The sequence below is a fragment of the Aeromonas sp. ASNIH1 genome (genome assembly GCF_002934285.1).
Lineage (GTDB): Bacteria > Pseudomonadota > Gammaproteobacteria > Enterobacterales > Aeromonadaceae > Aeromonas > Aeromonas caviae.
Map to the genome: position 1 here is coordinate 3,667,386 of NZ_CP026228.1, position 25,028 is coordinate 3,692,413.

Annotated in this window: 27 protein-coding genes; 26 read left to right on the forward strand and 1 reads right to left on the reverse strand. The window is 59.6% G+C overall.

What is annotated here, in order from left to right; translation table 11 throughout:
- The first annotated feature begins 191 nt into the window (after positions 1 to 191).
- From C2U37_RS17960 to C2U37_RS18045, 19 genes are all read left to right on the forward strand, one after another.
- Positions 192 to 632: a phage terminase small subunit P27 family gene (locus C2U37_RS17960; protein WP_104452826.1), complete on the forward strand. Its 441-nt coding sequence runs from the start codon at positions 192 to 194 to the stop codon at positions 630 to 632.
- Between the two features lie 2 nt (positions 633 to 634).
- On the forward strand, positions 635 to 2,380 hold the full coding sequence (locus C2U37_RS17965) for a terminase large subunit (protein ID WP_104452827.1): 1,746 nt from the start codon (positions 635 to 637) through the stop codon (positions 2,378 to 2,380).
- Positions 2,364 to 2,555, forward strand: a complete 192-nt coding sequence (locus C2U37_RS17970) for a hypothetical protein (RefSeq protein ID WP_104452828.1) — start codon at positions 2,364 to 2,366, stop codon at positions 2,553 to 2,555. Before C2U37_RS17965 ends, C2U37_RS17970 begins: the two co-directional genes overlap by 17 nt.
- Positions 2,530 to 3,795 (forward strand): phage portal protein, encoded by a 1,266-nt coding sequence (locus tag C2U37_RS17975; protein ID WP_199770467.1) that lies wholly within the window; start codon positions 2,530 to 2,532, stop codon positions 3,793 to 3,795. The genes C2U37_RS17970 and C2U37_RS17975 overlap by 26 nt, the downstream gene beginning before the upstream one ends.
- Positions 3,770 to 4,381, forward strand: coding sequence for an HK97 family phage prohead protease (locus C2U37_RS17980; protein WP_104452829.1), 612 nt, complete (start codon positions 3,770 to 3,772; stop codon positions 4,379 to 4,381). The genes C2U37_RS17975 and C2U37_RS17980 overlap by 26 nt, the downstream gene beginning before the upstream one ends.
- A 61-nt stretch (positions 4,382 to 4,442) precedes the next feature.
- A complete protein-coding gene (locus tag C2U37_RS17985; protein ID WP_104452830.1) occupies positions 4,443 to 5,645 on the forward strand; it encodes a phage major capsid protein in 1,203 nt (400 codons plus the stop codon).
- A gap of 53 nt (positions 5,646 to 5,698) precedes the next feature.
- Positions 5,699 to 5,893, forward strand: coding sequence for a hypothetical protein (locus C2U37_RS24725; RefSeq protein ID WP_158656273.1), 195 nt, complete (start codon positions 5,699 to 5,701; stop codon positions 5,891 to 5,893).
- Positions 5,880 to 6,218: a head-tail connector protein gene (locus C2U37_RS17990; RefSeq protein WP_158656275.1), complete on the forward strand. Its 339-nt coding sequence runs from the start codon at positions 5,880 to 5,882 to the stop codon at positions 6,216 to 6,218. The genes C2U37_RS24725 and C2U37_RS17990 overlap by 14 nt, the downstream gene beginning before the upstream one ends.
- 69 nt (positions 6,219 to 6,287) lie before the next feature.
- Complete coding sequence (locus C2U37_RS17995) at positions 6,288 to 6,794, forward strand: hypothetical protein (protein WP_104452832.1); 507 nt, start codon at positions 6,288 to 6,290, stop codon at positions 6,792 to 6,794.
- A gap of 293 nt (positions 6,795 to 7,087) precedes the next feature.
- Complete coding sequence (locus tag C2U37_RS18000; protein ID WP_104452833.1) at positions 7,088 to 7,999, forward strand: ORF6N domain-containing protein; 912 nt, start codon at positions 7,088 to 7,090, stop codon at positions 7,997 to 7,999.
- 62 nt (positions 8,000 to 8,061) lie between these two features.
- Positions 8,062 to 8,385 (forward strand): phage head closure protein, encoded by a 324-nt coding sequence (locus C2U37_RS18005; protein WP_158656277.1) that lies wholly within the window; start codon positions 8,062 to 8,064, stop codon positions 8,383 to 8,385.
- On the forward strand, positions 8,382 to 8,942 hold the full coding sequence (locus C2U37_RS18010) for an HK97-gp10 family putative phage morphogenesis protein (protein WP_104452835.1): 561 nt from the start codon (positions 8,382 to 8,384) through the stop codon (positions 8,940 to 8,942). The genes C2U37_RS18005 and C2U37_RS18010 overlap by 4 nt, the downstream gene beginning before the upstream one ends.
- Positions 8,939 to 9,307, forward strand: coding sequence for a hypothetical protein (locus tag C2U37_RS18015; RefSeq protein WP_104452836.1), 369 nt, complete (start codon positions 8,939 to 8,941; stop codon positions 9,305 to 9,307). Before C2U37_RS18010 ends, C2U37_RS18015 begins: the two co-directional genes overlap by 4 nt.
- Positions 9,304 to 9,750, forward strand: coding sequence for a hypothetical protein (locus C2U37_RS18020; RefSeq protein ID WP_104452837.1), 447 nt, complete (start codon positions 9,304 to 9,306; stop codon positions 9,748 to 9,750). Before C2U37_RS18015 ends, C2U37_RS18020 begins: the two co-directional genes overlap by 4 nt.
- Before the next feature lie 6 nt (positions 9,751 to 9,756).
- On the forward strand, positions 9,757 to 10,149 hold the full coding sequence (locus C2U37_RS18025) for a hypothetical protein (RefSeq protein WP_104452838.1): 393 nt from the start codon (positions 9,757 to 9,759) through the stop codon (positions 10,147 to 10,149).
- A gap of 14 nt (positions 10,150 to 10,163) precedes the next feature.
- Positions 10,164 to 10,358 carry a hypothetical protein gene (locus tag C2U37_RS18030; RefSeq protein WP_104452839.1) on the forward strand — a complete coding sequence of 65 codons (195 nt, stop codon included), beginning with the start codon at positions 10,164 to 10,166 and terminating at the stop codon, positions 10,356 to 10,358.
- A gap of 9 nt (positions 10,359 to 10,367) precedes the next feature.
- Entirely contained in the window at positions 10,368 to 12,671 is a 2,304-nt protein-coding gene (locus tag C2U37_RS18035; RefSeq protein ID WP_104452840.1) for a hypothetical protein, read from the forward strand.
- Positions 12,672 to 12,677: 6 nt separating this feature from the next.
- Complete coding sequence (locus C2U37_RS18040; protein WP_104452841.1) at positions 12,678 to 13,292, forward strand: hypothetical protein; 615 nt, start codon at positions 12,678 to 12,680, stop codon at positions 13,290 to 13,292.
- Positions 13,289 to 13,882, forward strand: coding sequence for a hypothetical protein (locus C2U37_RS18045; protein WP_104452842.1), 594 nt, complete (start codon positions 13,289 to 13,291; stop codon positions 13,880 to 13,882). Before C2U37_RS18040 ends, C2U37_RS18045 begins: the two co-directional genes overlap by 4 nt.
- 73 nt (positions 13,883 to 13,955) lie before the next feature.
- On the opposite strand, the gene C2U37_RS18050 is transcribed toward C2U37_RS18045, so the two are convergent.
- Positions 13,956 to 15,293 (reverse strand): IS4-like element ISAeme15 family transposase, encoded by a 1,338-nt coding sequence (locus C2U37_RS18050; RefSeq protein WP_104452794.1) that lies wholly within the window; start codon positions 15,291 to 15,293, stop codon positions 13,956 to 13,958.
- 132 nt (positions 15,294 to 15,425) lie between these two features.
- Here C2U37_RS18050 and C2U37_RS18055 point away from each other — a divergent pair, with 132 nt between their 5' ends.
- From C2U37_RS18055 to C2U37_RS18085, 7 genes are all read left to right on the forward strand, one after another.
- Positions 15,426 to 15,731 (forward strand): DUF6950 family protein, encoded by a 306-nt coding sequence (locus C2U37_RS18055; protein WP_199770468.1) that lies wholly within the window; start codon positions 15,426 to 15,428, stop codon positions 15,729 to 15,731.
- Entirely contained in the window at positions 15,731 to 19,963 is a 4,233-nt protein-coding gene (locus tag C2U37_RS18060) for a phage tail tip protein J-related protein (protein WP_104452843.1), read from the forward strand. Before C2U37_RS18055 ends, C2U37_RS18060 begins: the two co-directional genes overlap by 1 nt.
- 55 nt (positions 19,964 to 20,018) lie before the next feature.
- On the forward strand, positions 20,019 to 21,404 hold the full coding sequence (locus C2U37_RS18065) for a hypothetical protein (protein ID WP_104452844.1): 1,386 nt from the start codon (positions 20,019 to 20,021) through the stop codon (positions 21,402 to 21,404).
- 24 nt (positions 21,405 to 21,428) lie between these two features.
- A complete protein-coding gene (locus C2U37_RS18070; protein ID WP_104452845.1) occupies positions 21,429 to 21,755 on the forward strand; it encodes a hypothetical protein in 327 nt (108 codons plus the stop codon).
- Positions 21,752 to 22,078 carry a DUF4376 domain-containing protein gene (locus tag C2U37_RS18075; protein ID WP_104452846.1) on the forward strand — a complete coding sequence of 109 codons (327 nt, stop codon included), beginning with the start codon at positions 21,752 to 21,754 and terminating at the stop codon, positions 22,076 to 22,078. Before C2U37_RS18070 ends, C2U37_RS18075 begins: the two co-directional genes overlap by 4 nt.
- Before the next feature lie 322 nt (positions 22,079 to 22,400).
- On the forward strand, positions 22,401 to 23,594 hold the full coding sequence (locus C2U37_RS18080) for a tyrosine-type recombinase/integrase (protein WP_104452847.1): 1,194 nt from the start codon (positions 22,401 to 22,403) through the stop codon (positions 23,592 to 23,594).
- 248 nt (positions 23,595 to 23,842) lie between these two features.
- Positions 23,843 to 24,883, forward strand: a complete 1,041-nt coding sequence (locus tag C2U37_RS18085) for an IS481-like element ISAs19 family transposase (protein ID WP_104452848.1) — start codon at positions 23,843 to 23,845, stop codon at positions 24,881 to 24,883.
- Positions 24,884 to 25,028: the final 145 nt, after the last annotated feature.

Sequence of the window (25,028 nt, forward strand, 5' to 3'; positions counted from 1 at the left end):
CCAAAAAGGCCGCCGAGATCCAGTCGCGGCGCGGGTCAGGCGGGGCGGGGGTGGTCAAATCCCTACCGCCTCAAGCCCCTTAGTACCGCCGCCCAGGGATTTTTACACGGGCGGGAAATAAGAAAAATTTTCCAGCGTGATGTCACGGCCACCGATTGAGGTGGCGGCGTGATGTCACACGAGGTGCGTTTATGACAAGAGCCGCAGGGGGAGGCCGCCCGACTGGCGGAGATCTGCCGGCGGTTGCCTCCGACCAACTGATCACCAGGGCGCCCCCTGTTCCCGAAGATTTGCAAGACTCCGCCCCCGCCGCTGCTTTGTGGAAGCAGACCATCAAGATCCTGATCAACCGCAAACAGCTCACCGGAGATCACCTGCCGCTGGTGCTAGCCTATTGCGACTCGTTCGATCTGTATCTCACCGCCAAGAAGATGATCAAGGAGGACGGGATCACCACGCCGACCGAGAGCGGCATCAAGAAGCACCCGGCGGTCGCTGTGCGTCAGGATGCGCTGTCTACCCTGGTGCGGGTCGGTAGTCTGCTTGGTCTGGACCCGACCAGTTACCGCCGGCTGATTGGAGGTGGCGGAGGCGGCGACCCCGAGGGGGACAATGAATTTAGGACCTTCTGACCATGGCCGCCAATCCGAATGTCAACGCCGCGAACAAGTACGCCCGCGACGTTGTCTCGGGTCGAATCACCGCCGGGCTCTATGTTCGGCAGGCCTGCCAGCGCCACCTAGACGATCTGGAGAAGGCCAAAGATAAAGCCTATCCGTACAGGTTCGACATCGCCGCCGGCGAGCGGGCCTGCAAGTTCATACAACTGCTTCCCCACACCAAGGGGAAATGGCGGCGCCTGCCGCTGGCCCAGCGCCGTATCACCCTGGAGCCGTGGCAGCTGTTCTTTCATGCTTGCGTCTACGGCTGGAAGCGCAAGAAGGACGGCCTGCGCCGGTTTCGGCGGGCGGCCCTGTTCGTGCCGCGCAAGAATGGCAAGTCCATCGTCGCGGCTGGGAACGGGCTCTACATGTTCGCCGCCGATAACGAGCCTGGCGCCGAGGTGTATTGCGGGGCGACGACCGAGAAACAGGCGTGGGAGGTGTTCAAGCCAGCCCTGCAGATGACGCACCAGTTACCCAACCTGCGTCGTCATTTCGGTGTCATGGTCGCCGCCAAGAAGATGATGCGCCAGGATGGCTCTGTGTTTGAACCCATCATTGGTAACCCCGGCGATGGCTCCAGTCCCCACCTGGCAATTGTCGATGAGTACCACGAGCACGACACCGCCGAGTTGTTCGACACCATGGACACCGGTATGGGGGCCCGTGAACAGCCGCTGATGCTGGTCATCAGTACGGCGGGCTTTGACCCGACCGGTCCCTGCAAACAGTTCTGGGACGAGTGCGTCAAGATGCTCGCGGGGGTCGAACCCGATGACGAGCTATTCGCACTCATCTACACCCTGGATGATGGGGATGATCCCTACAGCATCGAGGCCCTGCGCAAGGCCAACCCCAATTTTGGCGTGTCGGTGTTCGAAGATTACCTGGCGGCCCAGTTGCTACGTGCCAAACGCAGCGCTCGCAACCAGACAAAATACCTGATCAAACACTGCAACGTCTGGACTACCGCCGCCGTCACCTTCTTCAACTTCGGCCACTGGCAAGCCGCCGGTGACACGACGCTGAGGATAGAGGACTTCATCGGTTGCCCCTGCTGGTTCTCGCTCGACCTGGCCAGCAAGCTCGACGTCTGCTCCATGGTGATCGTGTTCGCCCGCTACGAGTCGGACGGCCAGCTCCATTACTACCTGTTCAGCCGTCACTGGCTGCCGGAGGAGACGGTCAACGACCCGGACAACCGCAACATGGCGCGCTATCAGGAGTGGATCGCCACCCCCTGGCACAACAGTGGATGGGTGGCTCTCAATGCCACCGATGGCGCCGAGATAGATTTCGGCGAGATCGGGGAAGAGGTGATCGGCCTGGCGAATGTCTACTCGCCCCGTGAGGTGCCGCACGACCCATGGAACTCGGCGCAGCTCGCCCAGCAAATCGCGGCGGCCGGCTGGCTGCCAGTGGCGATCCCGCAAACCACGGCGCACCTCAGCGCACCGATGAAGGAGATCGAATCGGCGATCGCCTCCGGGCGCCTGCACCATGACGGCAATCCGGTGCTCAACTGGATGATCTCGAACGTCATGGCGAAGGAGGATGCCAACGAAAACGTGTTCCCTCGCAAGGGGAACCGCGACGCCAAAATCGACGGTGCCGTCGCGGCCATCATGGCCGTGGGCCGCGCCATGCTCAACAAGGGCGAGTTCATGAGCCCCTATGCAGATGATGACTATGACCCGACTGATGCGCGTCTTGATTGACGTGACGCTGCTGCTCGGCCTCTGCCTGATTGGCGCCGGGGCCTACTTCACCTATGGCCTCGGCCCCGCCCTGTTGCTGGTCGGTGGCTTGCTGCTGGGGCTGGCCCTGCTGGTCGTCCTGGTAATTTTGAAACGATGGGGAGACCGCCATGCTCGGGATGTTGCTCGGCAGTGAATCGCGTGCAGAGGTGCTGTCCTCGTCAGATCCGGCGCTGGCCGAATGGTTTGGCCTGGCCCCGGTGACTGACAGCGGCATCGCCGTCACCACCAAGAGCGCCATGCGCCTGGCGGCGGTCTATGCCTGCGTCCATCGGCTGTCGAGCAACATGGCCCAGCTTCCGCTTCATGTAATGCGCCGGGACGGTAGCAACGTGGTGGATGGCAACGATCACCCGGCCCACGCCCTGCTTTCCACCTCGCCGAACCAGTGGCAATCCAGCTACGACTGGCGCGAGCAGGCCCAGCAGGTGGTGCTGACCAACGGCAACGCCATCACCCGGTTGCGCCGTGATCGGCGTGGTCAGCTGATCGAGCTGGATTTGTTCGAACCGGAACATATCGGCGAGCCTATCAGGGGGGCCTCCGGCTGGTATTACCCGGCCTATGACGCCCAGGAGCAACGCTGGTTTGCCCTGCCGATCTATGACGCCGCCCACATCAAGGGGTTTGGCGGTAGCCGCTACTGGGGAATGAGCCCGATCCGCTACCATGCCGAAACCATTGGCCTGGGCCTCGCGGCCAAGAAATACGGCTCGCAGTTCTTCGGTGGTGGTGGTCGACCCTCAGGCATCCTGATCGACAAAACCCCCAACGCTGTTGGCGATCTCGGCAAGCAACACCGCGCCAACCTGAAATCTGCTTGGAAAGAGGGCGGTATCGGCAAGGGTAGCGGCCGCACAGCCCTGCTCTCGGGAGATCTGGACTACAAGGCGATCACCATCTCGCCGGAAGAGGCGCAGTTCCTCGACACCCAGAAGATGAACCGCAGCGAGATCGCCGGGCTATTCAACGTCCCCAGCCACATGATCAACGACCTGGAGAAGGCGACCTTCTCCAACATCAGCGAGCAGGCCATCCACTTCGTGCGCCACAGCATCATGCCCTGGGTGGTGCGCTGGGAGCAGGAGCTAAACCGCAAGCTGTTCACGGATATGGAGCGGCGGGCGGGTTACTACGTCAAGTTCAACCTGGCCGGTCTGCTGCGCGGCACCGCCAAAGAACGGGCCGAGTTCTATCACTACGCCATCACCGATGGCTGGATGTCCCGCAACGAGGTCCGTCTGCTCGAAGACAAGAACCAGAAGGATGGACTGGACGAGATGCTGGTCTCGGTCAACGCGAGCAAGCTGATCGGCGATAAAGACAAAAAAACCAACGACGAGGTTAAAGATGACCCAAGCAACAGCAACCAGTGATCGGGAGCGCCGCTTCTTCCGCTGCGAGGTGCGGGCCGATCCCGGCGGGGAGGGGCAGGGGGCCAAGATCATCGGCTACGGCGCCACCTTCAACAGCCTGAGCGAAAACCTCGGCGGCTTTCGCGAGATCATCAAGCCCGGCGCCTTTGACAGCGTGATGCAGGACGATGTGCGTGGGTTGTTCAACCACGACCCCAACTTTGTGCTGGGCCGCACCAAGAGCGGCACCCTGCGCCTGACCCTGGATGACACCGGCCTGCGCTACGAGATCGACGCCCCGGACACCCAGACGGTGCGGGATCTGGTGTTGGCCCCGTTGCAGCGGGGAGACATCGACGGTAGCTCGTTCAACTTCCGGGTGGCCCACGACGGTGAGCGCTGGTACTACGACGATGACGGCCTGCTGATCCGCGAGATCACCAAGTTTGCCCGCCTCTACGACGTGGGGCCGGTGGCCTTCCCTGCTTATCCGGACTCTGCCGCCGCCTCCCGCTCTATGCAGGAATACCTGGCCACTGAGGCCCGCGCCCTTGCCGCCGAGGAGCGCGAGCGCCGGGAGCGAGAATTGAACCTGATCGGCGCCTGACCGCGCTGTAAACCCTGACCCGCTTCGGCGGGTTTTTTATTGTCCTAACGGAGCAGTGCCCATGAAATTGCACGAAATGAAGCAGAAGCGCGCCACCATCGCCGGTCAGATGCGCAAACTGCACGACGAGAACAGCGAGAAGCGCTGGGATGAAGCCCTGACCAAGCAGTGGGGGGACATGAACCAAGAGCTGCGGGATCTGGATGCAGCCATCGCCCGGGAGGAGCAGCTGCTCAGCCTGGACACCGACGACCTGAACAGCGACCCCGAGCGCCGCTCCCTGATCGACACCGACACCAGTGTCACCGAAGCGCGCCAGATCAAGGTGCTCGACACCATGCTGCGTGGTGGCTTCAGTGCGCTCGATACCGAACAGCGTCAGCTGTTTAAAGAGATGCGCGCCCAGACGGTTGGTACCGGCTCCGAGGGCGGCTTCACCGTGCCGACCGAGTTCCGCAACCGGGTGGCCGAGGCCATGAAGGCGTTCGGCGGCCTCGCCAACATCGCCACCGTGTTCGAGACCGACAGCGGCAACCCCATCACCTGGGCGATCACCGACGGCACCGCCGACGAGGGGGTGATGATCGGCGAGAAGGAGGAAAGCACCGAGCGGGACATGGAGTTTGGTCAGGTGGTCATTGGTGCCAAGAAGATGACCTCCAATATCGTCAAGATCTCCGACGAGCTGCTTCAGGACTCTGGCGTCGATATCGCTGGCCTGATTGCCCGCCGCATCGGCTCCCGCCTGGGGCGTGGCGAGGCTAAACAACTGCTGACCGGCAACGGTACCGGCAACAACATCAAGGGGCTGTTGAACCAGGTCACCGGCGGCAAGACCTCGGCGGCGTCTGGCGCGATCGCCCATGCCGACCTGCTGGCCCTCAAGCACGCGGTGGATCCGGCTTACCGTGCCGGCACTGCCCGCTGGCTGTTCAACGACAACACCCTGCTCGGCCTCAAGCTGATGAAAGATGGACAGGGGCGCCCGCTCTGGCTGCCTGATATTGAGGGCGTGGCACCCGCCACCATCGACGGCGACCAGTACCAGATCGACCAGGGGATGCCCGATGTGGCCGCGAATGCCAAGGCGGTGGCCTACGGCGATTTCAGCTACCTCCAGATCCGCCGCGTCAAAGGCATGGAGTTGCGCCGCCTGACCGAGAAGTATGCCGAGTTCGGCATGGTCGGTTTCCTGATGTTCCACCGCTTCGACGCCCTGCTCGAAGACAAAGCCGCCGTCAAGGTGTTGACAGTCAAGGCCTAACCCCACACCGGGGGCCACGGGCTCCCGGTGTACAGGAACTGAAGGAGTGCGCGATGCACGTCATTCTAACGACCTCGCTGTTTGGCGAGCGCAGCGGCAACGCAGGGGATCTCCTGACCGTTGCCAATCAGGCAGAGGCGGACGAGCTGGTACAGGCGGGGTATGCTAGATACGCCACCGATGGCAATGCCGACCCCGACAAGAAGCCGCCCCGCAAGGGCAGGGGAGGCACCAGTGCCGCTACTTGATGTGGTGCTGCTGAAAAAGCAGCTACGGCTTGATGCCGACGACACTGCCGAGGATGAACTGCTGGAGGTATACCTGGGGGCCGCAGAACAGGCCGCCGCCAACTACATCGGCCGTCAGCTCTACCCGGCGGGGGAGCTGGTGCCTGAGGGCGACAGCTACGGCCTGACCCTCGACAACAAGGCGGTGGTGGCAGCCATTTTGATGCACGCCGCCCAGATGTATGAGAATCGGGAGACCGTTGTCACCGGCATCACCGCCAGCGAAGTGCCCATGGCCTATGCCCATCTGCTCGGCCCGTACCGGATTTTGTATCCGGAGTTGTGATCAACCCGGTAGTAGCTATCGTTAGGCAGCGATAGAATCCAGTCCATAGTATTCATGGAAGGATAAACTATGCAGTTCAAGCACTTAGTTATGGGCTCGATTCTCGTATCTACAACAGCACTGGCAACGTTCACTCCTCCCGCTGGTTTTCGTGACATGCTCTGGGGCTCATCGCCAAGTAGCGTGGCGGGCGGGATGACACTTGAGGACGATGATCATGACTCGAAGTGTTACACCAGAAAGCAAGAGAAGCTGAAGATTGGCGATGCAGACCTGAAATGGATTGGTTATTGCTACCACAAAGACCGTCTTTTTGGTGTTGGGGTCAAATTTGATGGTGTAAGAAACTTCTCCAAAATTAAGGAAGCACTAGTTCAAAAGTACGGTAAACCAATCCGTCAAAATTCGTATGCAGAGGATTACTTGTGGGCGGCAAAGGACAGTGACGTAGGCCTCTCGCTTACATTCAATGATATCCGCCAAAATGGCGAGATCTCATATCTCTATATGCCCATTTTTGATGAGCGAACCAAGGACAGAGAGCAGCGAGCAGCTCAGGCTACTAACGACTTATGATTAACCTCCAGCCTAGGGCGGCAAGGCTTGACGGTTCCTATCAAAGCCGATAATCTTGCCGCCAAGAGCGTCGAAACTCTTGTTGAACACCGGTCCATCCTACGCCCGTCAGCCGTAGTTTTTTTATGCCCAAAATCTATCCAGAGTGGGCACCTGAGCCAGTTTTTATGGCCGGGAGGGTGAGGAATAAAATACCCGCAAGGGGAATAACTCCGCCGCGTGTTCACGGTTTCGAACCTCCCGGCCACCATACTCTGATGGTGGTCAATCCGATTCGAACGGAGTGACACAACATGAACACCAATATTTCTGCCGAAAGCCTTTCCCTGATCACGCACAACCAGATCCCAGTTCTTACCACTGAAACATTGGCGCAGTTGTACGATACCGAAGTGATCCGTATCCAGCAGAACCATCAGCGTAACAACGACCGTTTCACAGAGGGAAAGCACTACTTCAAACTCGTCGGGCAAGAGCTGAAAAGTTTGCGACTATCTTTGAGCGAGTTACAAATTTCCCCCAAAGCCCGCAGCCTTATTCTCTGGTCCGAACGTGGTGCCGCCCGCCATGCCAAGATGCTGGAAACCGAGCAGGCGTGGGAGGTGTTCGAGAAGCTGGAAGACTGCTACTTCAAGGCAAAAGAAGATCATCTCCAGCCGCCCCATCAATCCAAGGCTCTGCCCCACGGCCTGACCGTGGAGCAGCAAATCAGCATCAAGGCGCTGGTGAAAGCACGAGTCGACGCACTGCCACAAGAGAAGCAGGCCAAGGCGGCGATCACCTGCTGGTCGGCGCTCAAGTCCAAGTTTGGGGTGACCTATAAGGAAATCGACGCCGAGCATTTCGCGGACGCGGTATCGCTGGTGGCCCGGATCCCGCTGGAAGGTGAGTTGCTGCCCAGAGAGGTGGCAAGGCAGCTCGATATCCATTTCCCACTCGATGCCTGGATGGCCCTGAACGCGCCGCTGATGGGAAGTCAGGCGATGGGCGGGGCTTGTATCCCGGCCAGCGCGCTGATCGGAGGCGATGCCCGCTCTGCCATCGGTGCCCTGCTGACCTTGCTGGAGCAGCGCCAGTACGAGGTGTCGGCCTGTCGGGCCGAGTTGCGGTCTCTCAAATCTCATCTGGAATCGTCACACAATGCCCTGAACAGCATCGTGGACAATGCCGAACGCACGATGCGCCGACTCTGGCGCGAATGGTGATGACCGCCCCTTTAAACACTCACAACCCCGCTTCGGCGGGGTTTTTTATTACCGGAGGAAACATGCCAGCAGGTCGCTTGCGAGACCGTATCACTCTGCTGACCCGCCAAGCTGGCCGTGATGCCGTTGGTCAGCCTCTCGATGGCTGGGATGAATCCAGCCCCATCTGGGCGGATGTGCAGATGATCGGCGGTCGTGAACAGATGCGGGCCGGGCGAGAGGTGAGTGAGGGGCAGTACAGCATCCGCATTCGCCACCGTCCTGGCGTGACCACCGCGCAGCGCATCCGGCTGGCGGTATCGGGTGAGGTACTGGACATCAAGCTGGCGCAGCCAGACCAGCGCCGCGCCTGGCTGACCATCACCGCCGAGAGGGTCGACCCATGACCACTTCGTTCGATGTGTCCGGCTTTGATGAGCTGGAAAGCCAACTCGCCAACCTGGATTTGGCCGTGCAGAAGAAGGTGCTGCGAGAAGTCGCCCGTACCTCGGCTCAGCCGGTGCTGGCCGATACCCAGTTGCTGTACGAACAGAACTGGGACCACGACACCGGTCAGCTTGGCGAGAGCATCAAGCTGCGGGTCAGCATTCCGCGCAATCCCACCTGGGCCGATGTGGTGGCCTCGGTCGGGGTGTTCAAGAACTACAAGGTGCAGGTGGCGGCAGGCAAGGCCATCGACGCCCCGGTGTACGCCTATTGGCTGGAGCACGGCACCCGCGAGCACAGCCTCGCCTCGGGGGCCAGCCTCAAGAAGCACAGCGATTCTGCCAAGGCGCAGAAGCGCGCCCACCTGCGTCGCGACCGCCCAGGGCAAGAGATTCTTATTCACCCCGGTATCGAGGCGCGCCCTTTTATCCGCCCGGCATTTGACCGCCATATCGAGGATGCGCTCGAGATCCAGCGCACCACGCTGTCAGCGGCCATCGACAAGGCATTGCGATGATTTTCAGAGAAGCGTTTCACCGGCTGATCAGCGGCGCCCTGGGCATTGAGCCATACCCCGGCACCGTGCCTCAAGAGGCCGCGCTGCCGGCGGCGGGCTACTTCCTCACCTCGCCGGTGCAAGCCGCCCGCACCCTGGAGGGCGGGATCACCCTGCAGAGTCACAACTGGCAGATCGACCTGTTCGCCACCCGCCGCACGGAGCTCGACGAGCTGGCCAACCGGCTTTCCGCCCTGGACGGCACCACCACCGATCAGTTTCAACGGGTGACCGTGCTCGATGCGCGGGACGCCAAGAGCGAGGGCGGCAGCGAGCTGCGCGCCATCGTTGAGATCCAAACCACCAATCGGAGAAATAGAGCATGACCACTCCAGCATCCCCGCAAGACGCCGTCCTGGGTGCCGGCACCCTGACCTTCTTCAAGGAGAAGGGCGCCGCCACGGCCTTCCAGCAGGTGCCTGGCACCATCTCCATCGGCCAGGTCGGCGAGAAGACTCCGACTCTGGAGCAAACCACTCTGGAGGACACTTCCAAACGCTATATCGCCGGCCTGTTCGATGGCCCGGACAAGGAGCTCAAGGGTAAAGCCTATGACGCCGACGAAGGTCAGCAAGCGTTCTTTGCTGCCGCACGGGCGCGCAAGATCGTCATCATCCAGCACGAGTGGCCTGACAAGGTGACCGCCGAGTATGAGGTGGTGCTGCTGGGTTATATGCGCGATGAGACCGGGGGCGACAAGACTATCGATTGGGTGGTGCCGTGCAAGCAAAACGGCCAAGTGACCTGGGGCAAGAAGGTGGGGGCGTAATCGAACATGACAGCGAAGAAACCCAAGAGTACCACCGTCACGGCGCTGGCCCTGCTCAACAAGTTGGCCTATCGCCATGAGCGTGTCCCGGCCCCAGAGTTTGGGGACGACATGGAGATCATCGTGCGTGAGATGTCCGTCGCCGGCCTGCAGGATTACCAGCAGCGCAACTTTGACCCACTCACCGGCCACCCCCTGATCGACAACCCGTTCCAGTGGATGGTCTCCCTGCTCGTGGCCTGTATGGTCAACGAGGATGGAGATCCGTTGGCTACCCAAGACGATGTGCCGCAGCTGATGGACGCCATGCCCATATCCCTGGTTGACCGGCTGCTGCCGGTGGCTAAGCGCCTCAACCACATGGGCGAGAAGGCACTGGAGCAGGAAAAAAACGAATAAGCGCCAGCGACACCATGAAGCTGGTGATCCGCCTGGCGCTGGATCTACACAAGAGCATCACGGAGATCATGGCCTTGCCGGTCTCCGAATTGAATACCTGGCTGGCGTGGTATTGGCTTGAGCACGAACGTCTGCACCCCACCCCGAAAGACCCCAACACCATCACACCAGAAGAGTCCAGGCTTGCCGTCAAGGCGCTGCTTGGGTAAGGAGCCCCCATGGCCGTACTTCGTTCCCTGGTCACCACCCTGGGGCTCAATGCTGCACAGTTTCGCAGCGAGCTGAAACGTTCCCGAGACGACTTCACCAGCTTTGGCGGCAGCATCGTCACCGGTGCCAAGGCGGTGGCCGGTGGCGTTCAGGCCACGATCGCGCAGATATTCAGCCTGCGCAGTGCGCTGATTGCCCTCGGCTCGGGGGCTGCCCTCGCGGGCATCAAGGCCGCGTACAGTTCGCTGGACCAGACTGCCCAGCTCGGCCGAAATGTTGGCATCGCTGCGCAGCAGTGGCACGCCTATGCCCAGGCCGCTGAATGGGCGGGCACCAGCAGTGAGCGCCTGGCCGATGTGGTCAAAGACCTCAACGTCAAGATCGCCGACGCTGCCAAGACCGGCGGCGGCCCCATGGCGGACTTCTTCAAGCAGATCGGCCAGTCGGCGCAGTCTTGGGCGGCTCTTTCGCCGGACGAGCAGCTGCGCCGTTTCACCGCTGAGCTGCAGAAGATGAGCGCCAGCGATGCGCGATTCTGGCTTGATGAGCTGAACGACGCCGCCGCCGAGCTGTTCGATACCCTCTACACCCGCAACGGGGAGCTGCTGACTTTTGCCGACAGCATCGAGGCGATGGGGATGGCGCTCACTGGTGGCCAGTTCGCCGCCGTGCGCGATGCCCGTCTCGAACTAGATCGGCTGGTGTCGGTGATGGGGTCGCTCTGGCAGCAGGTCAAGGCCAGCATGGCCCCTGCCGTGGCGGAGGGGTCCCGTCTGATCAGAACGTGGATCACCGACAGTGCCGAGGCCAAGGGCGGCTTTGCCGAGTTGGGCAAGGGGATCGCGCTCTACGTGATTGATGGCGTGGAACAGGCCAGCCGCGCACTGCAAGCGCTGATGCAGTGGGTTGATCAGACGATCAACAAGATAGAGCCCCTGATGAACGAGTCGATGCGGGCGCCTTACCTCAAGGCCCGTGCCGACCTGTTCGCTGCTCGCGTCGACTACAACGAGGCCGAGAAGGCGTTTATCGCTGCGTCCAGTGATGAAGGTGCGGCCGCTCCCGCCTTTGGCCATCTTGCGCAAATGGGCGAGGCATTGTCTCAGGCTGAGGAACGGGTTAAGTCGTTTCTGAACGTCGGCGAGAGCAACGGCTGGGATGGCTATTTCAAGAACCTTGGTCTGCTCCGCCAGAAGATTGCCGAAGCCACAACAGCAGGTGATGGCGAAGCGCCTTTGCCTGCTCCTGGTGCTGCTCGTCCAGTCGGAGTAGTGGCGATCCCGGATGCCCCCAAGGCGCCGAAGAAAGCCAAGGCCGCCAATTATGCCGCCGTCGATTCCTTCCGTGAGGAAACCGCACAGATCGCCCGCGAGCTGTCCAAGCGCCAAGAATTGCTTGAGAACAGCAATGCTGCCCTCGCCGGGGTAGACCAGCGCTGGTATGACGCCCGTGCAGTTCAAGCTCAGGAAGCCTATGGCGCCTCCATTATCGAGGAGGCGAGCCGTTGGCAAGATGCCCAGGCTCGACTGCAACAGCAATACGCCAGCGCCTATGATGCGGCTGCCGGCAATCACGAGCTGCAGATGCAACTGCAGATGGAGCGCTACGGTGCCCGCGAGCTTTTGGAGCAAGATCACCAATCCCGCTTGCTACAAATCGAAAACGACCGGGTCAACAAGCAGCGCGAGTATCAGGCCACGGTGGCGGCCGAGTTGCTGACGTTTACCCAACAACAGATGAGTATCACCACCTCGGCGATGCAGCAGGCTGGGATGGAACAATCCGCCCTCTATAAAGTGCTGTTTGCGGCGCAGAAAGCGGCGGCGATTCCATCGATGATCGTGGCAACAGAAGATGCGGCTACTAAGGCGCTAGGTGCCGTTCCTGCGCCGTATAGCATTCCGCTGGCGGCCAGCGTCAAGACGTTGGGTTATGCCTCTATCGGCGTTGTGGCAGGCCAGACCCTTGCTGGCATGTTCGACAAGGGCGGCTATATTCCGGCCAACCAGTTCGGCATCGTGTCTGAGCTCGGTGATGAGTTCGTCAACGGCACCCTGGTTCGTGGCCCAGCCAAAGTGACCAGCCGCCGTGAGTCTTCGGAGATCCTGGAGCGAGCGGCGGGGCGGGGTGGTAACGGCGGCGGGGTGACAGTCGTCCAGCATATTTCCGTATCCGGTGCAGGCGATGAAGCCTTGGCCCTCGCCTGTCAGCAGGCCGCTCGGCAGGGTGCAGAAGCGGGAGCAAAGCAGGCGTATCAGATGGTGGTTGATGATGTGTCTAGCTACGGGCCTATCCGTAAATTGATGGGATGATGATGAATGGCTGAGGTAATTGATTGGCCGGTGGATCTTATCCCTGGCGAGATGGGACTGGGATTGGAAAGCATGACCAGGACGTTTGAATCCCCGTGGACGGGTTCCACCCAGACGGCTGAAACCCCTGGCTCGAAAGTCGTGATGCAGCTCAGTTTCAAGGGGTTGCCCGTGGACAAGGCTCGGCGTTTGGAGGCGCTGATCTTCTCCCTGGATGGTCAAGCCGGCAGGGTTCGTTTGTGGGATTTCGGTGCGCAGCTGATCAGTCGCCCTCAGCCGGTGCGCGGCGCACCGGTTGTGACCGAAGGGCTGGCAATGCGAAAGGTGCTGACCAGTCGAGGCTGGACCCCTGCCACCAAGGTTTTGCAGGTCGGCGACTGGATCCAGATCGGCGATGAGCTGAAACGGGTGTTGGCTGATGTCACATCAGACCTGAGTGGTAGCGCCCTCATCAGAATTGCCCCTATGTTGCGGGCGGATTACCCCTCCGGCACCCCCCTATCCGTGAGTCGCCCCAGTGGGGTGTTTATGCTGAACGGCGACAAGGCGGTGACGTTTCAGCGCTCCCCTGGCGTGTTCACCGATGTGTCTCTTTCCTTCGTGGAGTGCTTCTATCCATGACTGTTCTGCTGACCGGGTTAGACCCGGCGACTATCCATGCGCTCAATCAGCCCCATGTAACTGCTGTCTATGCGCTCAAGCTGGATCTGGTCAGCGGCGTCAGCCGGGTTCACTCCGGCCTGGGGCCCCTGGTAATCAACGGTGAGACCTATTACGGCGTGGGGTCCATGGGGTCTGTCGGCCCCCAGAAAGAACAGCTCTCGACATCGCCAACCAAGTTGTCGGTCGCCTTGGGCGGGCTCGATGACAGCCTGCTCGCCGAGGTGATGCGCGAGCGCATCGTGGATCGGATGGCCTGGCTCTACCTCGTCGTGATGGGGCCTGACGGGGCACCGCTCAACGCCTGCCTCCAGTTCAAGGGGCGTATCGCTCAGACCCCCGTCAAGGTGGGCAAAACCAACACGATCCAGCTCACCATCAGCAACATTTTCGAGGATTGGCAGCGCGGCTTGAACCTACGCAACACCGACGAGAGCCACCGCCGCCTCTACCCGGACGACCACTTTTTCCGCTATCAGAGCCAGATGGCTGACCGCTCCATCTTCTGGGGCTCGGTCAAGGACGCGCCCGGCTTCGTTTATGAGGACTGATCATCATGCGCCATCCAGACTGGCAACTACGCACCATCCACACCATTCAGGCCGCCTCCGAGCGCAATGCTGTTCACTTAAGCGGAGCCGCATTGCGATTTACCGGAAAACGGGTCTTTGATATCTTCACCGCCCTGGGTCTCGATGGCCTGGGGCGTTTTTCTATGAACATGACGCCTATGCAGCCCCGCAACTCCGCCAACCTCCGTGGCGTATGGGCTGGCGATAACGCGCCCGCCATCACTGCCATCTGGTTCGCGATGAGCTGACAGGCAAACTTAAAGCTCACCTCATTGGGCGCTCGCTGATGGGCTACGGCGGCCTGGCTGGCCTCCCGCCTGACCAGATTGTATCCAAGCAGCAATCCCCACAGCTCCTGATAGACCAAGTCCACTTTCTTGCTTCTCAGCGTGATGGCGTTGTGCTGCATCGCGCTTTTGATATCCCGGTATCCCAGCTCGATTTCCCAGCGCTCGTGGTACAGGGTCGCCACCTGAGCTGCACTGAATCGCGCCACGGGCAGGGAGGTAAAGACCGTTTTCTCCTTGCCTGCCACCTCATAGGTCACTGCGCGAACTTGCCAGTGTGTCGGCAACGCCGGGTTTTTCTTGCGAGCCTGAGGCGAGACCGTCATTTGCAACAGACGGTCACCGTCGCCATAGCGCTCAAGTTCCGTGTATACCAGCCCCTTGCGTTCCGGGATGAGCCAGTGACGGTCGGTGTCTTCGGCCTGAATACGCAGCAACAGGTCGGCACCGAAGAAGCCTTTATCCAGCAGGGTCACTGACTTGTCCGGCAATGAGTGAATGAACTCGCTGGCCAGGGGGATTTCCCCTTTGCGGTACGGGCTGATGGCCGCGTTGGCAATGACATGCGAGCGGACATTCATGAGCGTGACCAACCGCAGCATCGGGTAGGGTGTCTGCCGGTTGGTTGAGGTGTTACCCGAGCCGAAATGTGCTCTGAGTTCAGGCATATCCTGGGTTCGGAACAGGGCCCCATCGATGGCAAAGACCTGTAAACCGTGCCAATGGTCTTCAGGATAACGTTCCCGCCCCCACACATCGGCGCACTGTTTGAACAGCCACTCGAGCGGCTGTTTGCCGAGTCGCTGACGGGCCTGAGACAGGGCACTGTCCGCGAGCAAGGCATCATTGGCCAACCCTTCTGCACAGATGTTGAGGCGCCGAGCGACCTCGGAGATGGGCTCATTGCGGAAAAAGGCCATCCCCACGACGAGCCACAAGACCATATCAGAAGGTAAGCGGCGTCGGCGGATAGTGGCCTTTTCAGACAAGGCGGCAGCGGCAGTAATCCATTCGTCGGGAATATGGTCGGCAAAAATGGCCAGCCGAGCCAGCATGTCGCCAGATGCCTCAACAACATCGTTCAGATCGTTTGCAATAGACATAAAAAAATCCGGAACCAGTGATTGGTTCCGGATTGTCCTACAGCAGAAGGATCGGTCAATGGATCCTTAACTGATCAGCATTGCGCCTCCGAGCGGCCTTTTTGTTGGGGTAAAAACGACTGTTGCCTGTTCGTGGCAGACATCTGTCTTGCTGTCTGCGACAAAGATCCGGCGGCGGCGTATCGCGGTCGCTACCGCACCGAGATCGGCGCCAAGCGGGTGTTGGCCAAGACCCACGGCAGCATTGCTGCCGCCCTCGATGTGCTGTTTGAGCGGGTGCCCGTGGCCATGGCCCAACGTGGCGATGCCCTGGTGTTCGACGGCCCCCAGGGCCAGACCGCCGCCGTGATGTGGGCGGGGCAGGTGTGGGCCATGACCGAACAGGGTGCCCGCCCCATTCCTGATGTTGTTCCCCTGTTTGCCTGGAGAGTCGAGTAATGCCCGCTGTCGCCATTCCTGTCATTGCTGGTGTCGCCGCTGGTGCGGGGTCGGCCCTGGTAGTCACCACCGCCACGGCCATCGCCATCGGGACGGCGGTGGCCAGCGCCACCATGATGATCACTGCCAAGAAGCCGAACTTGGGGGACTATCGCAGCGCCAACGAACGCAGTCAGATCCTGCGGGCGGCTGCCAGCGACAAGAACTGTGTCTATGGACGGGTGATCTCGTCCGGCCTCATGAGCTTTGCCGCCGAGCAAGCTGGCGAGCAGGATGAAGGGGAGTGGCTGCATATCGCTCTGGTGCTGGCTGGCCACAAGCTGAGTCGCATCGGTGACATTTGGCTCGGCGACGATCTGGTGGCCACATACGGGGCGCTGGTGAGTTACGAGCTGCACGCCGACCGTCAGACCTGTGATCCCTTCATGCTGGCCAACTGTGCGGATTGGCGCTCGGACATGATTGGCAAGGGGATCACCTGGCTGCGGATCTCGTGCAAGTTTGACGCCGAGAAGTTCCCCGCCGGGTTGCCCAACATCAAAGTGGAGAAATTTGGCAAGGAGGTGTGGGATCCCCGAGACGGCAAGTGGAAGTGGAGCGCGAACGCCGCCCTGGTGATCCTCGACTATTACCGTTCCTGGCTCAAGGTGCCGGACGATGAGATCCGACTGGACGAGTTTATCCAAGCGGCGAACCTCTGTGATGAGCGGGTGGCCATCCCCGGCGGTGGCACCGAGGCTCGTTACACCATCAACATGGAATTTGACCTGAGCGAGCCCAGGGCCAAGGTGTTGGAGGCCATGCACATGGCCTGCGCAGGCCAGCCGACCTATGTGGGCGGCAAGCATGGCATCCTGGCGGGGGCCTACTATGGCCCGGCGAGCGACGAGCTGCGAGCCCATCAGCTCATCGGTGATCTGGAGCTGCTGCCGGAGCCCTCCAGCAGCGACAAGATCAACCAGGTGGCGGGCACCTTCGTCGATCCGGTCAGCTTCAAGAAGACCGATTTCCCCGCCGTCATCGTGCCGGAATGGGTCGAGGAAGACGGTGGCCACCCGCTGATCGAAGATCTCGATCTGCGCTGTGTCACCAGTGAGCACCAGGCCCAGCGCCTGGCCAATATCATCCTTCGCCAGCGCCGCAATGCCCGCACTCTCACATGCAGCGTCAACCTGTCTGGCTGGCGCTACCGCCCCGGCCAGACCATCAAGCTCTATGTCCCGCCGCTGGGCATCAATGGCGTCGAGTTCCGGGTCACGGACTGGTCTTTCAGCCTCAACGGCGGGGTGGATCTGACCCTGCGGGAGGACTCCCCGCTGTTCTGGGCGGACGCCATTGGCAAGCCCATGCCCCGCCCGGAGATCACCGGCCTGCCCACGGGTGGTGCGGCCATGCCGGATCTGCTGCGCTATGAGGTTGAGACGGTTGGTGAGGTGCTGCAAGGGGTGTTGTCCTGGCGCAACACCGGCACCGTGGCATACAACCAGGTGATCATACAGCGCCTGACCCAAGGGGCGGCGCCGGTCACCGTCATGACCGCCCAGGTGCCGGGTCAGTCTTGTCGGGTAAACGGCCTGGCCACGGGCAACTATGTTGCCCTGGTGCGCACTGTGGCGCTCACCGGTGCCCATTCGCCGGTCGCGGCGGTCAACTTCGTGATTTCGGCCCCGACCATGCCGCAAGGCGTGGACGTGGAAGCGGGTAACTGGTCGCTGGCGCTGCGCCCCCGCTTCGCCGGTGGCCACGATTATGGCGTGCTGTGCGAATGGTGGTGGAGCCATATCGATCACCCCCTGGGGGAGGCCATGGCCAAGGCCACCCCGGCGGGCATCGCCAGCTACATGACCCTGCAGGGGCTGCGCCCGGACACGGAATATTTCGTCTGGCTGCGGGCGGTCAACGCCTACGGCAAGTCTGGGCTGCTCGCTGCCAAGGCAAAGACCAGCTACGACGCCGCCTCCATCCTCGATGTGCTGGACGGGGAGATCGGTGCCGAGCACCTGCGCGAGGAGCTGCGCAAGCCCATCGCCGATATTCCCGCACTGAGCAAGTCCGTGACGGATCTGGGGGGCGCTCTTTCGGCCCTGGACAAGCGCGAGAAGGATGTGAAAACCCTGCTGGAGAACACCCAGAACCAGCTCGGGGCGAACTACATCAACGTGACCCTGATCCAAGAGCAACTGCGCCAGCGCATTGATCGCTACAACCTGGATTTCACCGACTTCCGGGATGCGGTGTTCAAGCTGGACCCCGAAACCGGCCAGATCACCATGGAGGCGATCAACGCGGTGCGCTCGGAACTGGGCGCCGAGATCTCGACCGTCAGCCAGCATCTCGATGCGGTTGAAGCCATCGTGAAAACTTGTGTGACCAAGGCTGAGATCAGCGCTGATCTGGAGCGCATCACCTCCGTCGAGCAGGCGATCGACGGTATCAACGGCACCTTGGCCCAGACGGCCACCAAATCCGAAGTCACGGCGGTGGGGTCGCAAGTCACCCAGGTGGGACAGGAGTTGAATGCCGTCAAGGGCACGCTGAGCCAGAAGGCGGCCCAGAGCGCGGTGGATGCCCAAGGACAGCGCCTGACGGCGGCTGAGCAGCAGCTCAGTGCCAACACCTCCGCCACCACGGCTACCGCCCAGCGCATCGAGCAGGTCAAGGCGGAGCTGCAACAGGCTGACGCGACACTTAGCGCCTCTGTGACTAACCTGGCGCAAGCCGTGGCCACCACGACCGCCGCCCAGGCCCAGCGCCTGCAAGCGCTGGAGGTGTTGACCGGCGGACACTCTGCCGCCATCACCGAGTTGCAGCAGGTGGTGACGAGCGAGGGGCAGTCCCTGGCCAGCCGGTTCGAGAACTTGCAAGCCAGTGTCGATCTGACCGCCGAGGCGGCGGTGCATGGCGCCCTGGGTGCGGCCGCCGAAGCCACCCGGCAACGGGAGGCGTCCGGCCTGATACGCCGCGATCAGAAGGTGATGGCTGACCAGCAGCAGGCGCTGGCGCAGACCATTGAGCAGGTTTCCGCTGACGTCCAGACGGCGGATGCGGCCATCAGTGCCAATCTGCTATCGGAGCAGCAGGCCAGAACAACGGCGGATGAAGCCCTGGGCAAGCGAGTGGACACGGTGCAAGCCGAGATCACTTTGCAGGGGGCGAACCTGGCCGCCGGTCTGCAATCGGAGCAGGAAGCGCGGGTGACGGCTGACGCGGCCCTGGCCCAACGGGTTGACACCGTGCAGGCCAAAGCCAATGAGGTTTCGTCTGCGGTGCAGACGGTGGCCGAGGCCCATGCTGGGCTCAACAATGCCGTGGCGGCGGGCTGGTACACCAAGGCCCAGATCAACGGTGAGGGCGGCGGGTTTGGCTTGTCGGTCAAGCTGGCCGCCGATGGCTCAACGCTGACCAGTTTTGTGATCGATGCCGATGTGTTTGCCGTGCTCTCCCGCACTGCGGGGGCCACATCCAAACGCCAGCCGCTGATCGTCAAAAACGGCAGCGTCTTCTTGAACCATGTCCTGCTCGATACCGCCGAAGCGGGCGCCGTGATCGCCAAGTACATCAAGGTCACGACCCTGGATGCGGCCACCATCACCAACTCCGTGCTCAAGGGGAATGCGGCCGCCTTTGGCGCTGGCGGCCCCCATGCTGCGTTTGGCGCGGGGTGGTACACGGTGATCAGCAGTGACGGCACTCTGAAAACGGCGCGCCTGGAGGCAACGGCAGGCTCGTTCACCGGGGAGGTGAATGCCAACAAGGGCACCATGAACAACGTGGAGGTCAAGGAAAACTGTGTTGTGCGTGGCACCATCTATGCCGCCAAGTTGGTGGGTGACGTCACAAAAGTTAGGGCGTTTGATCTCGGGTTGTTGAGCGGCCAGATAATTCCCGCTGGAACAGCCGTCACCCTGCTATCGGTTAATTTCGCTTCGGCAGACTTTATCCAAGAGCTGACAATTGAGCAGATTGATATCAGGGTATGGGGGTATGAACAGGGGTCAACAACTGCGCGGATGTATGTGAAAGTTGGCTCGGCAGCAGGCGTGCAAATTGACCTGCAATCAAGCTCAGGAGATATATTCTCGGATATATCCCCCCTTACTGTGAGTATTCCGGCAGGGCAGTCCTCTCTGACCATTTATTACGTGGCAGAAAAAAAATCATCGTATAGCCGCCCCGCTCAACGACGGCTGATTTATTTGAACAAGCAAGGTGGAAGTTTCAGCGCAAGCTGAATGCCGCCAACTAACAAACCCGGCCTTGTGCCGGGTTTTTATTTGGAGCCAAGAAATGGCAGGAATCTGGTATCGCGCTGGCACGGTCAGCGTGACGAATGGCAGCAAGAAGATCACCGGCTTTGGAACCTTGTGGAAAACAACGGCGTTAAAGCCTGACAAGGGCCACCCCGTTCATGGCCCAGATGGGCGCATTTACGAACTGGATTACGTCGAGAGCGACACAGTGATGTATATCGTCACGGCGTATGCCGGGGCGACGGCAGCGGGCCAGGCATATGCCATCGACATCCCCAGGACTAGCAGCATTCCAGCATTCAGCCGCGATCTGGCGGAGTTTATGGGGTATCACCAGACGCAGATGGACGGCTGGCAGAAGGTGCTCACAGGCACAGGAATGGTGACGCTGACGGCGCCGGATGGCCAGCAGGTTCAAGTCCCTGCGCTGTCAGCGTTCCAGCCCACCTCTGCCTCGCTAAAGGCGTTGCAGGCGTTGACCCCGGCGGCGGACAAGTTGCCGGTGTTTAGCTCCAGCACGGCGGCCAAGTTGATCGACCTGCCTGCGTTCTCCCAGTCGTTTCTGAGCAAGGCGACGACGGCGGCATTGGCACGGGCGGAGCTGGAAGCCAAACAGCAGGAGGTCTTCCTGAGTTTTCCGCTCTCGCTGAACTGGTGCAAGATTGCCACCGTGACCATTCCGCAAGCACGGACTGAAATCATTGAGTTATTTGGAAATGCTGGATATGACGCTACCTCCAACAAATGGGCTCAGAAGGTGGAAATCATCATTCGTGGGTTAAACGGCAGCCCCAAATCCATTAGCGTTATCGCCAGAAACCCAGGAAAGCAGAATGCTATTCTTTCAGCTATTTGCTTCACCAATCCTGGTGGCGGTGATGTGTATGACATTTATGCAATCCCCGGCAATATTTACACGCAGAATATCCTGGCGCGATGCAGCCCAGGTGTCGAGCTCTCCCTTGTCAATACGGGAAGCACAGAGACTCCCGCGAACAGTACTCCCGGCCTGATTTATACCCAGTTTGATAGCAAAAACGCCGTGGGCACAGTCTCCCAGGATAACGGGCTCCCCACCGGCGCCATTGTTGAAACAGGTGAAAACGCGAACGGCATGTACATCAAGTTCTTGGGCGGCTTGATGGTGTGTTTCTGCAACCTGTCAGTTTCGTCGTTTGCTGTGACAGCGGCAGTGGGGGGGATATTCCAGAGTGCAGCCACGGTGACGGTGAACTATCCCGCCACCTTTGTTGGCGCGGTTCGCAGCTTCGCCGAGGCCCTGTATGGCAGCGGCGGTAACCGACCTTGGCCGGTGTTGACGACGCAAGGGACATCCTATTCCAGCTACGTCTTCCAATCCGGGTTATCCATGGCCAGTTTCAACGGCAACCTCCTGGTGGGGGTCATGGGCCGCTGGCACTAAGTCAACGTTGAAGGCAAAAAGTAGATGAAAATCAAATTGAGCCCCCTGAGTACCGAGGAGCGCCTGACAGCCGATGTGAATGGGGACACCCTGGTACTCAACGGCACGCCGCTGAATTTCTCCCCCCTGGGGGAGGGAGACATCCTGCCCATTTCCGCCATCGACTCCCCGTGGATTGCATCGGATGTGACGCGAACGGATGGTGAGATATCGCTGACCCTCCGCGTACCCCACGGGGCGAATGCCCCGCGTGAAACACTGTTCCCCGCCGCCTTCGATGTGCCGATAACGGTAATGGCTGGCCCCGTTCCCCTGCCGCCGTATGAGACTGAGCCGGAGGTGATGTCATGAGCATTGACTGGAGCCAAGCCATAACGTCAGAGCGCCGAGCCGCTGAGCAGGCGCTGGCCGACTACGAGGCATGGAAGGTTGAACGGCAGGAGCGGGTAGATGCTCTGGTGGTCGAGGTGGATGGCCTGGTGTTCGATGGCAACGAGATCAGCACGCGGCGCATGGCTGATGTGATCGCCGCAGCCGATGACCTGGCCGATGCCACGGAGTGGACGCTGGCCGACAACCGAGTGGTGGTCGTGACCGTGCGTCAGCTCAAGCAGGCCCTGCGCCTCTCCACGGCATCACGAACCGCTATCTGGAACGATGGCCGCCCTGCCTAATGCTTCAAAATCAATTATGGTACAAAAAATGGTACAGATTTTATTGTCTGGATTTAAATAAGATTAAAATCAATTGATTATGAACACGTTTCGTAATCGTGGAAATAGAAGGTAGGCTTTGTCTGCTGGCTCATTTCGTGGTTCTGAATTGTGTTTATATGCTTGAAAAACAAGTCGTTATACGGAGTGTCATCTCAGATTGTCTCACTTTGTCCGATCTTGATTCAGTCCGTTTCAGACCAGTTTGGTACGTATCTGTGTACACGTCTGGGCGCGTTAATGTGTCAGTGAAAAATCAGATGGCCAATCACAGGAGAGTCATATGCCACTTACTGATGCGAAGCTACGTGCCCTGTATGGTAAGCCCTACTTTGGTAAGACGGAATTGTCAGATCGTGATGGATTGTCAGCTCGGGTCACCGAGCGTGGCACCATCTCATGGCAATATCGCTATCGCTGGCAAGGAAAAGCGGCGAGACTCAAAATTGGACGCTATCCCGACCTTAAACTCGCTGATGCCAGGGCTTTGATCCCTGCTATCCGTGGTGCACTTGAGCGTAATGAACATCCCAGAGTTTTCTGGGATAAGCTCCACCAGAAGCATGATGTCACACTGAAACAGTGCTGCGAGCATTTTCGTGAGCATCATCTGCCCAAGCTGCGGCCCCGTACGGTCATGCTTTATGAGCATACCATGCAGCGCTATTTCGAACCTCTGTTTATTGGTATTCCGGTTGAACAGATCCCGTTTTCCAGCTGGCTGGAGTGGTTTGATAAAATTGGCAAGAAAAAGCCGAAAAACGCAGGGCATTTATTGCGCAGGTTAAAATCCATTCTTAGTTTTTGTATTCGGAGAAATCTGATTGTCGGCTCCCCAGTGTTGCAATTACGCACGGAGGATGTGGGTTCTCAACCTGAGAGAGGTACTCGCGTGCTGACCATGCGTGAACTCGCTCAGATTTGGATTGCATTCGAACAGAGTAAGGCCAGCCGCGGATTAAAATTGGCGGCCAAACTGGTGATCCTGCTGGGCTGTCGCAGCGGCGAGGCATTGGGGGCGCAGTGGAGTGAGTTTAATCTGGAGGAGCAAATTTGGACGGTTCCCGCTGCTCGTGCCAAAAGTGGGGCGCCAATACGTCGGCCTATTCCTACCCGGGTGATGATGTTGCTGCAAGAAGCGGCAGCGAAATCTCGGTTAAAGGGCGGCCCTGTATGTCGCTCACCTGTGAATCCAAAGATGCCATTAAGTAGTGCATCTCTTATCCAGCTTGCAGAGCGGGTGAGAGATAAACTGGAACTGCCATATTGGCGTATGCACGACATGCGTCGGACGTTGAGTACGCGTTTATCGGAAGAACGAGTTCTACCACAGGTAACCGAAAAAATTCTTGGCCACAGGATGGCGGGTGTCATGGCTATTTACAATCTCCATGATTGGATTGATGAGCAACGTGAGGCATATGAGTTATGGGATACAAAATTAATGGAAGCAGTAAAATCCTTACAGGATATTTAAATATAACTGACCCATAAGATGGTGTGATTCATCATCTAAGATGAGTCCTTTTTCCTTGATATCCAGCTATTTACCGCTGCGGCAGAATAAAAGCCGTTATTGATAGGCGGTGGAAATTTGTCTTCTTTAATCCATCTGTATGTATGGAGATGGTATTCACCTGACAGTTGCCCACAAAAGGGAGTGGTCATACGGCTTCAAACCGGATAACAAAACGGTACCCCTACCGTGTTATCTGGAGTCACCGTATGACCACCAACGAGAAAGTAGCACGTCGCAAACTCAGCCTGCTAGAGCTCGCCAAAGAGCTCAATAATGTCAGCAAAGCCTGCAAGCTCATCGGCTACAGCCGTCAGCAGTTCTACGAAATTCGCCGTAATTACCAGACCTATGGCGCCGAGGGATTGCTCGACAAATTGCCCGGCTGTAAAGGGGCTCATCCCAATCGGGTCGCTCCCGAGATTGAACAGGCCATCCTCGATTACTCCCTCACCAGACCAACTCATGGCCCGCTGCGGGTCGCGCAAGAACTGGCTCTGCAAGGCATCAATGTCAGTGCGGGCGGTGTGCGTGGCGTGTGGCAACGGCACGACTTGCTCTCCAAACACGACCGCTTGCTGCGCCTTGAGAAAACTCACCGGGAGCAGACCATTGAGCTCAATGACGAGCAGATTCGCCTGCTCGAACGCTTCAGCCCCGAGTTTCGCGAACGCCAGATTGAGGTTCACTACACCGGAGAACTGGTGGCGGTCGACACCTTCTTCGTCGGCGCGCTCAAGGGGGTTGGCAAGGTGTATCTGCAAACCGTGCTGGACTGCTATAGCCGCCACGCCTGGGGACGGCTCTACACCAGCAAGCTGCCGGTGACCTCGATTCATGTGCTCAATGAAACGGTACTGCCGTTTTTCGAGGCCCACGAGGCACGGGTCTATACCATCCTGTCGGATAACGGGCGCGAGTTCTGTGGACGAGCTGACCACCATCCCTACGAGCTGTTCCTGCAACTGGAGGGGATTGAGCACCGGACAACCAAGGTACGCAGGCCGCAGAGCAACGGCTTTATCGAACGGCTGCATCGCACACTGCTGGATGAACACTTCCGTATCAAGGGGAGGACGACCTGGTATGAGTCGGTAGAGCAGATGCAGACAGACCTGGATAGCTACCTGGAACACTACAACACCCAGCGGCCACATCAGGGCAGGATGATGGAGGGACAGACGCCTTACAGCATGTTCAAGAAGGGTCTGAAATTGATACCGAAGGAAGTGCGCACTAAAGTAGCGTAAACAAGACACCGGTTTGAGGCCGGTGTCAGGTGATAACTAGGGAAGGTGCGAATAAGTCATATGGCACGAGAGCATTTACTGGTAACCCATTGATATTAAATGACTAAAATTTTCATTTTTTGTTCTTGGGATACTTGTTCGCACT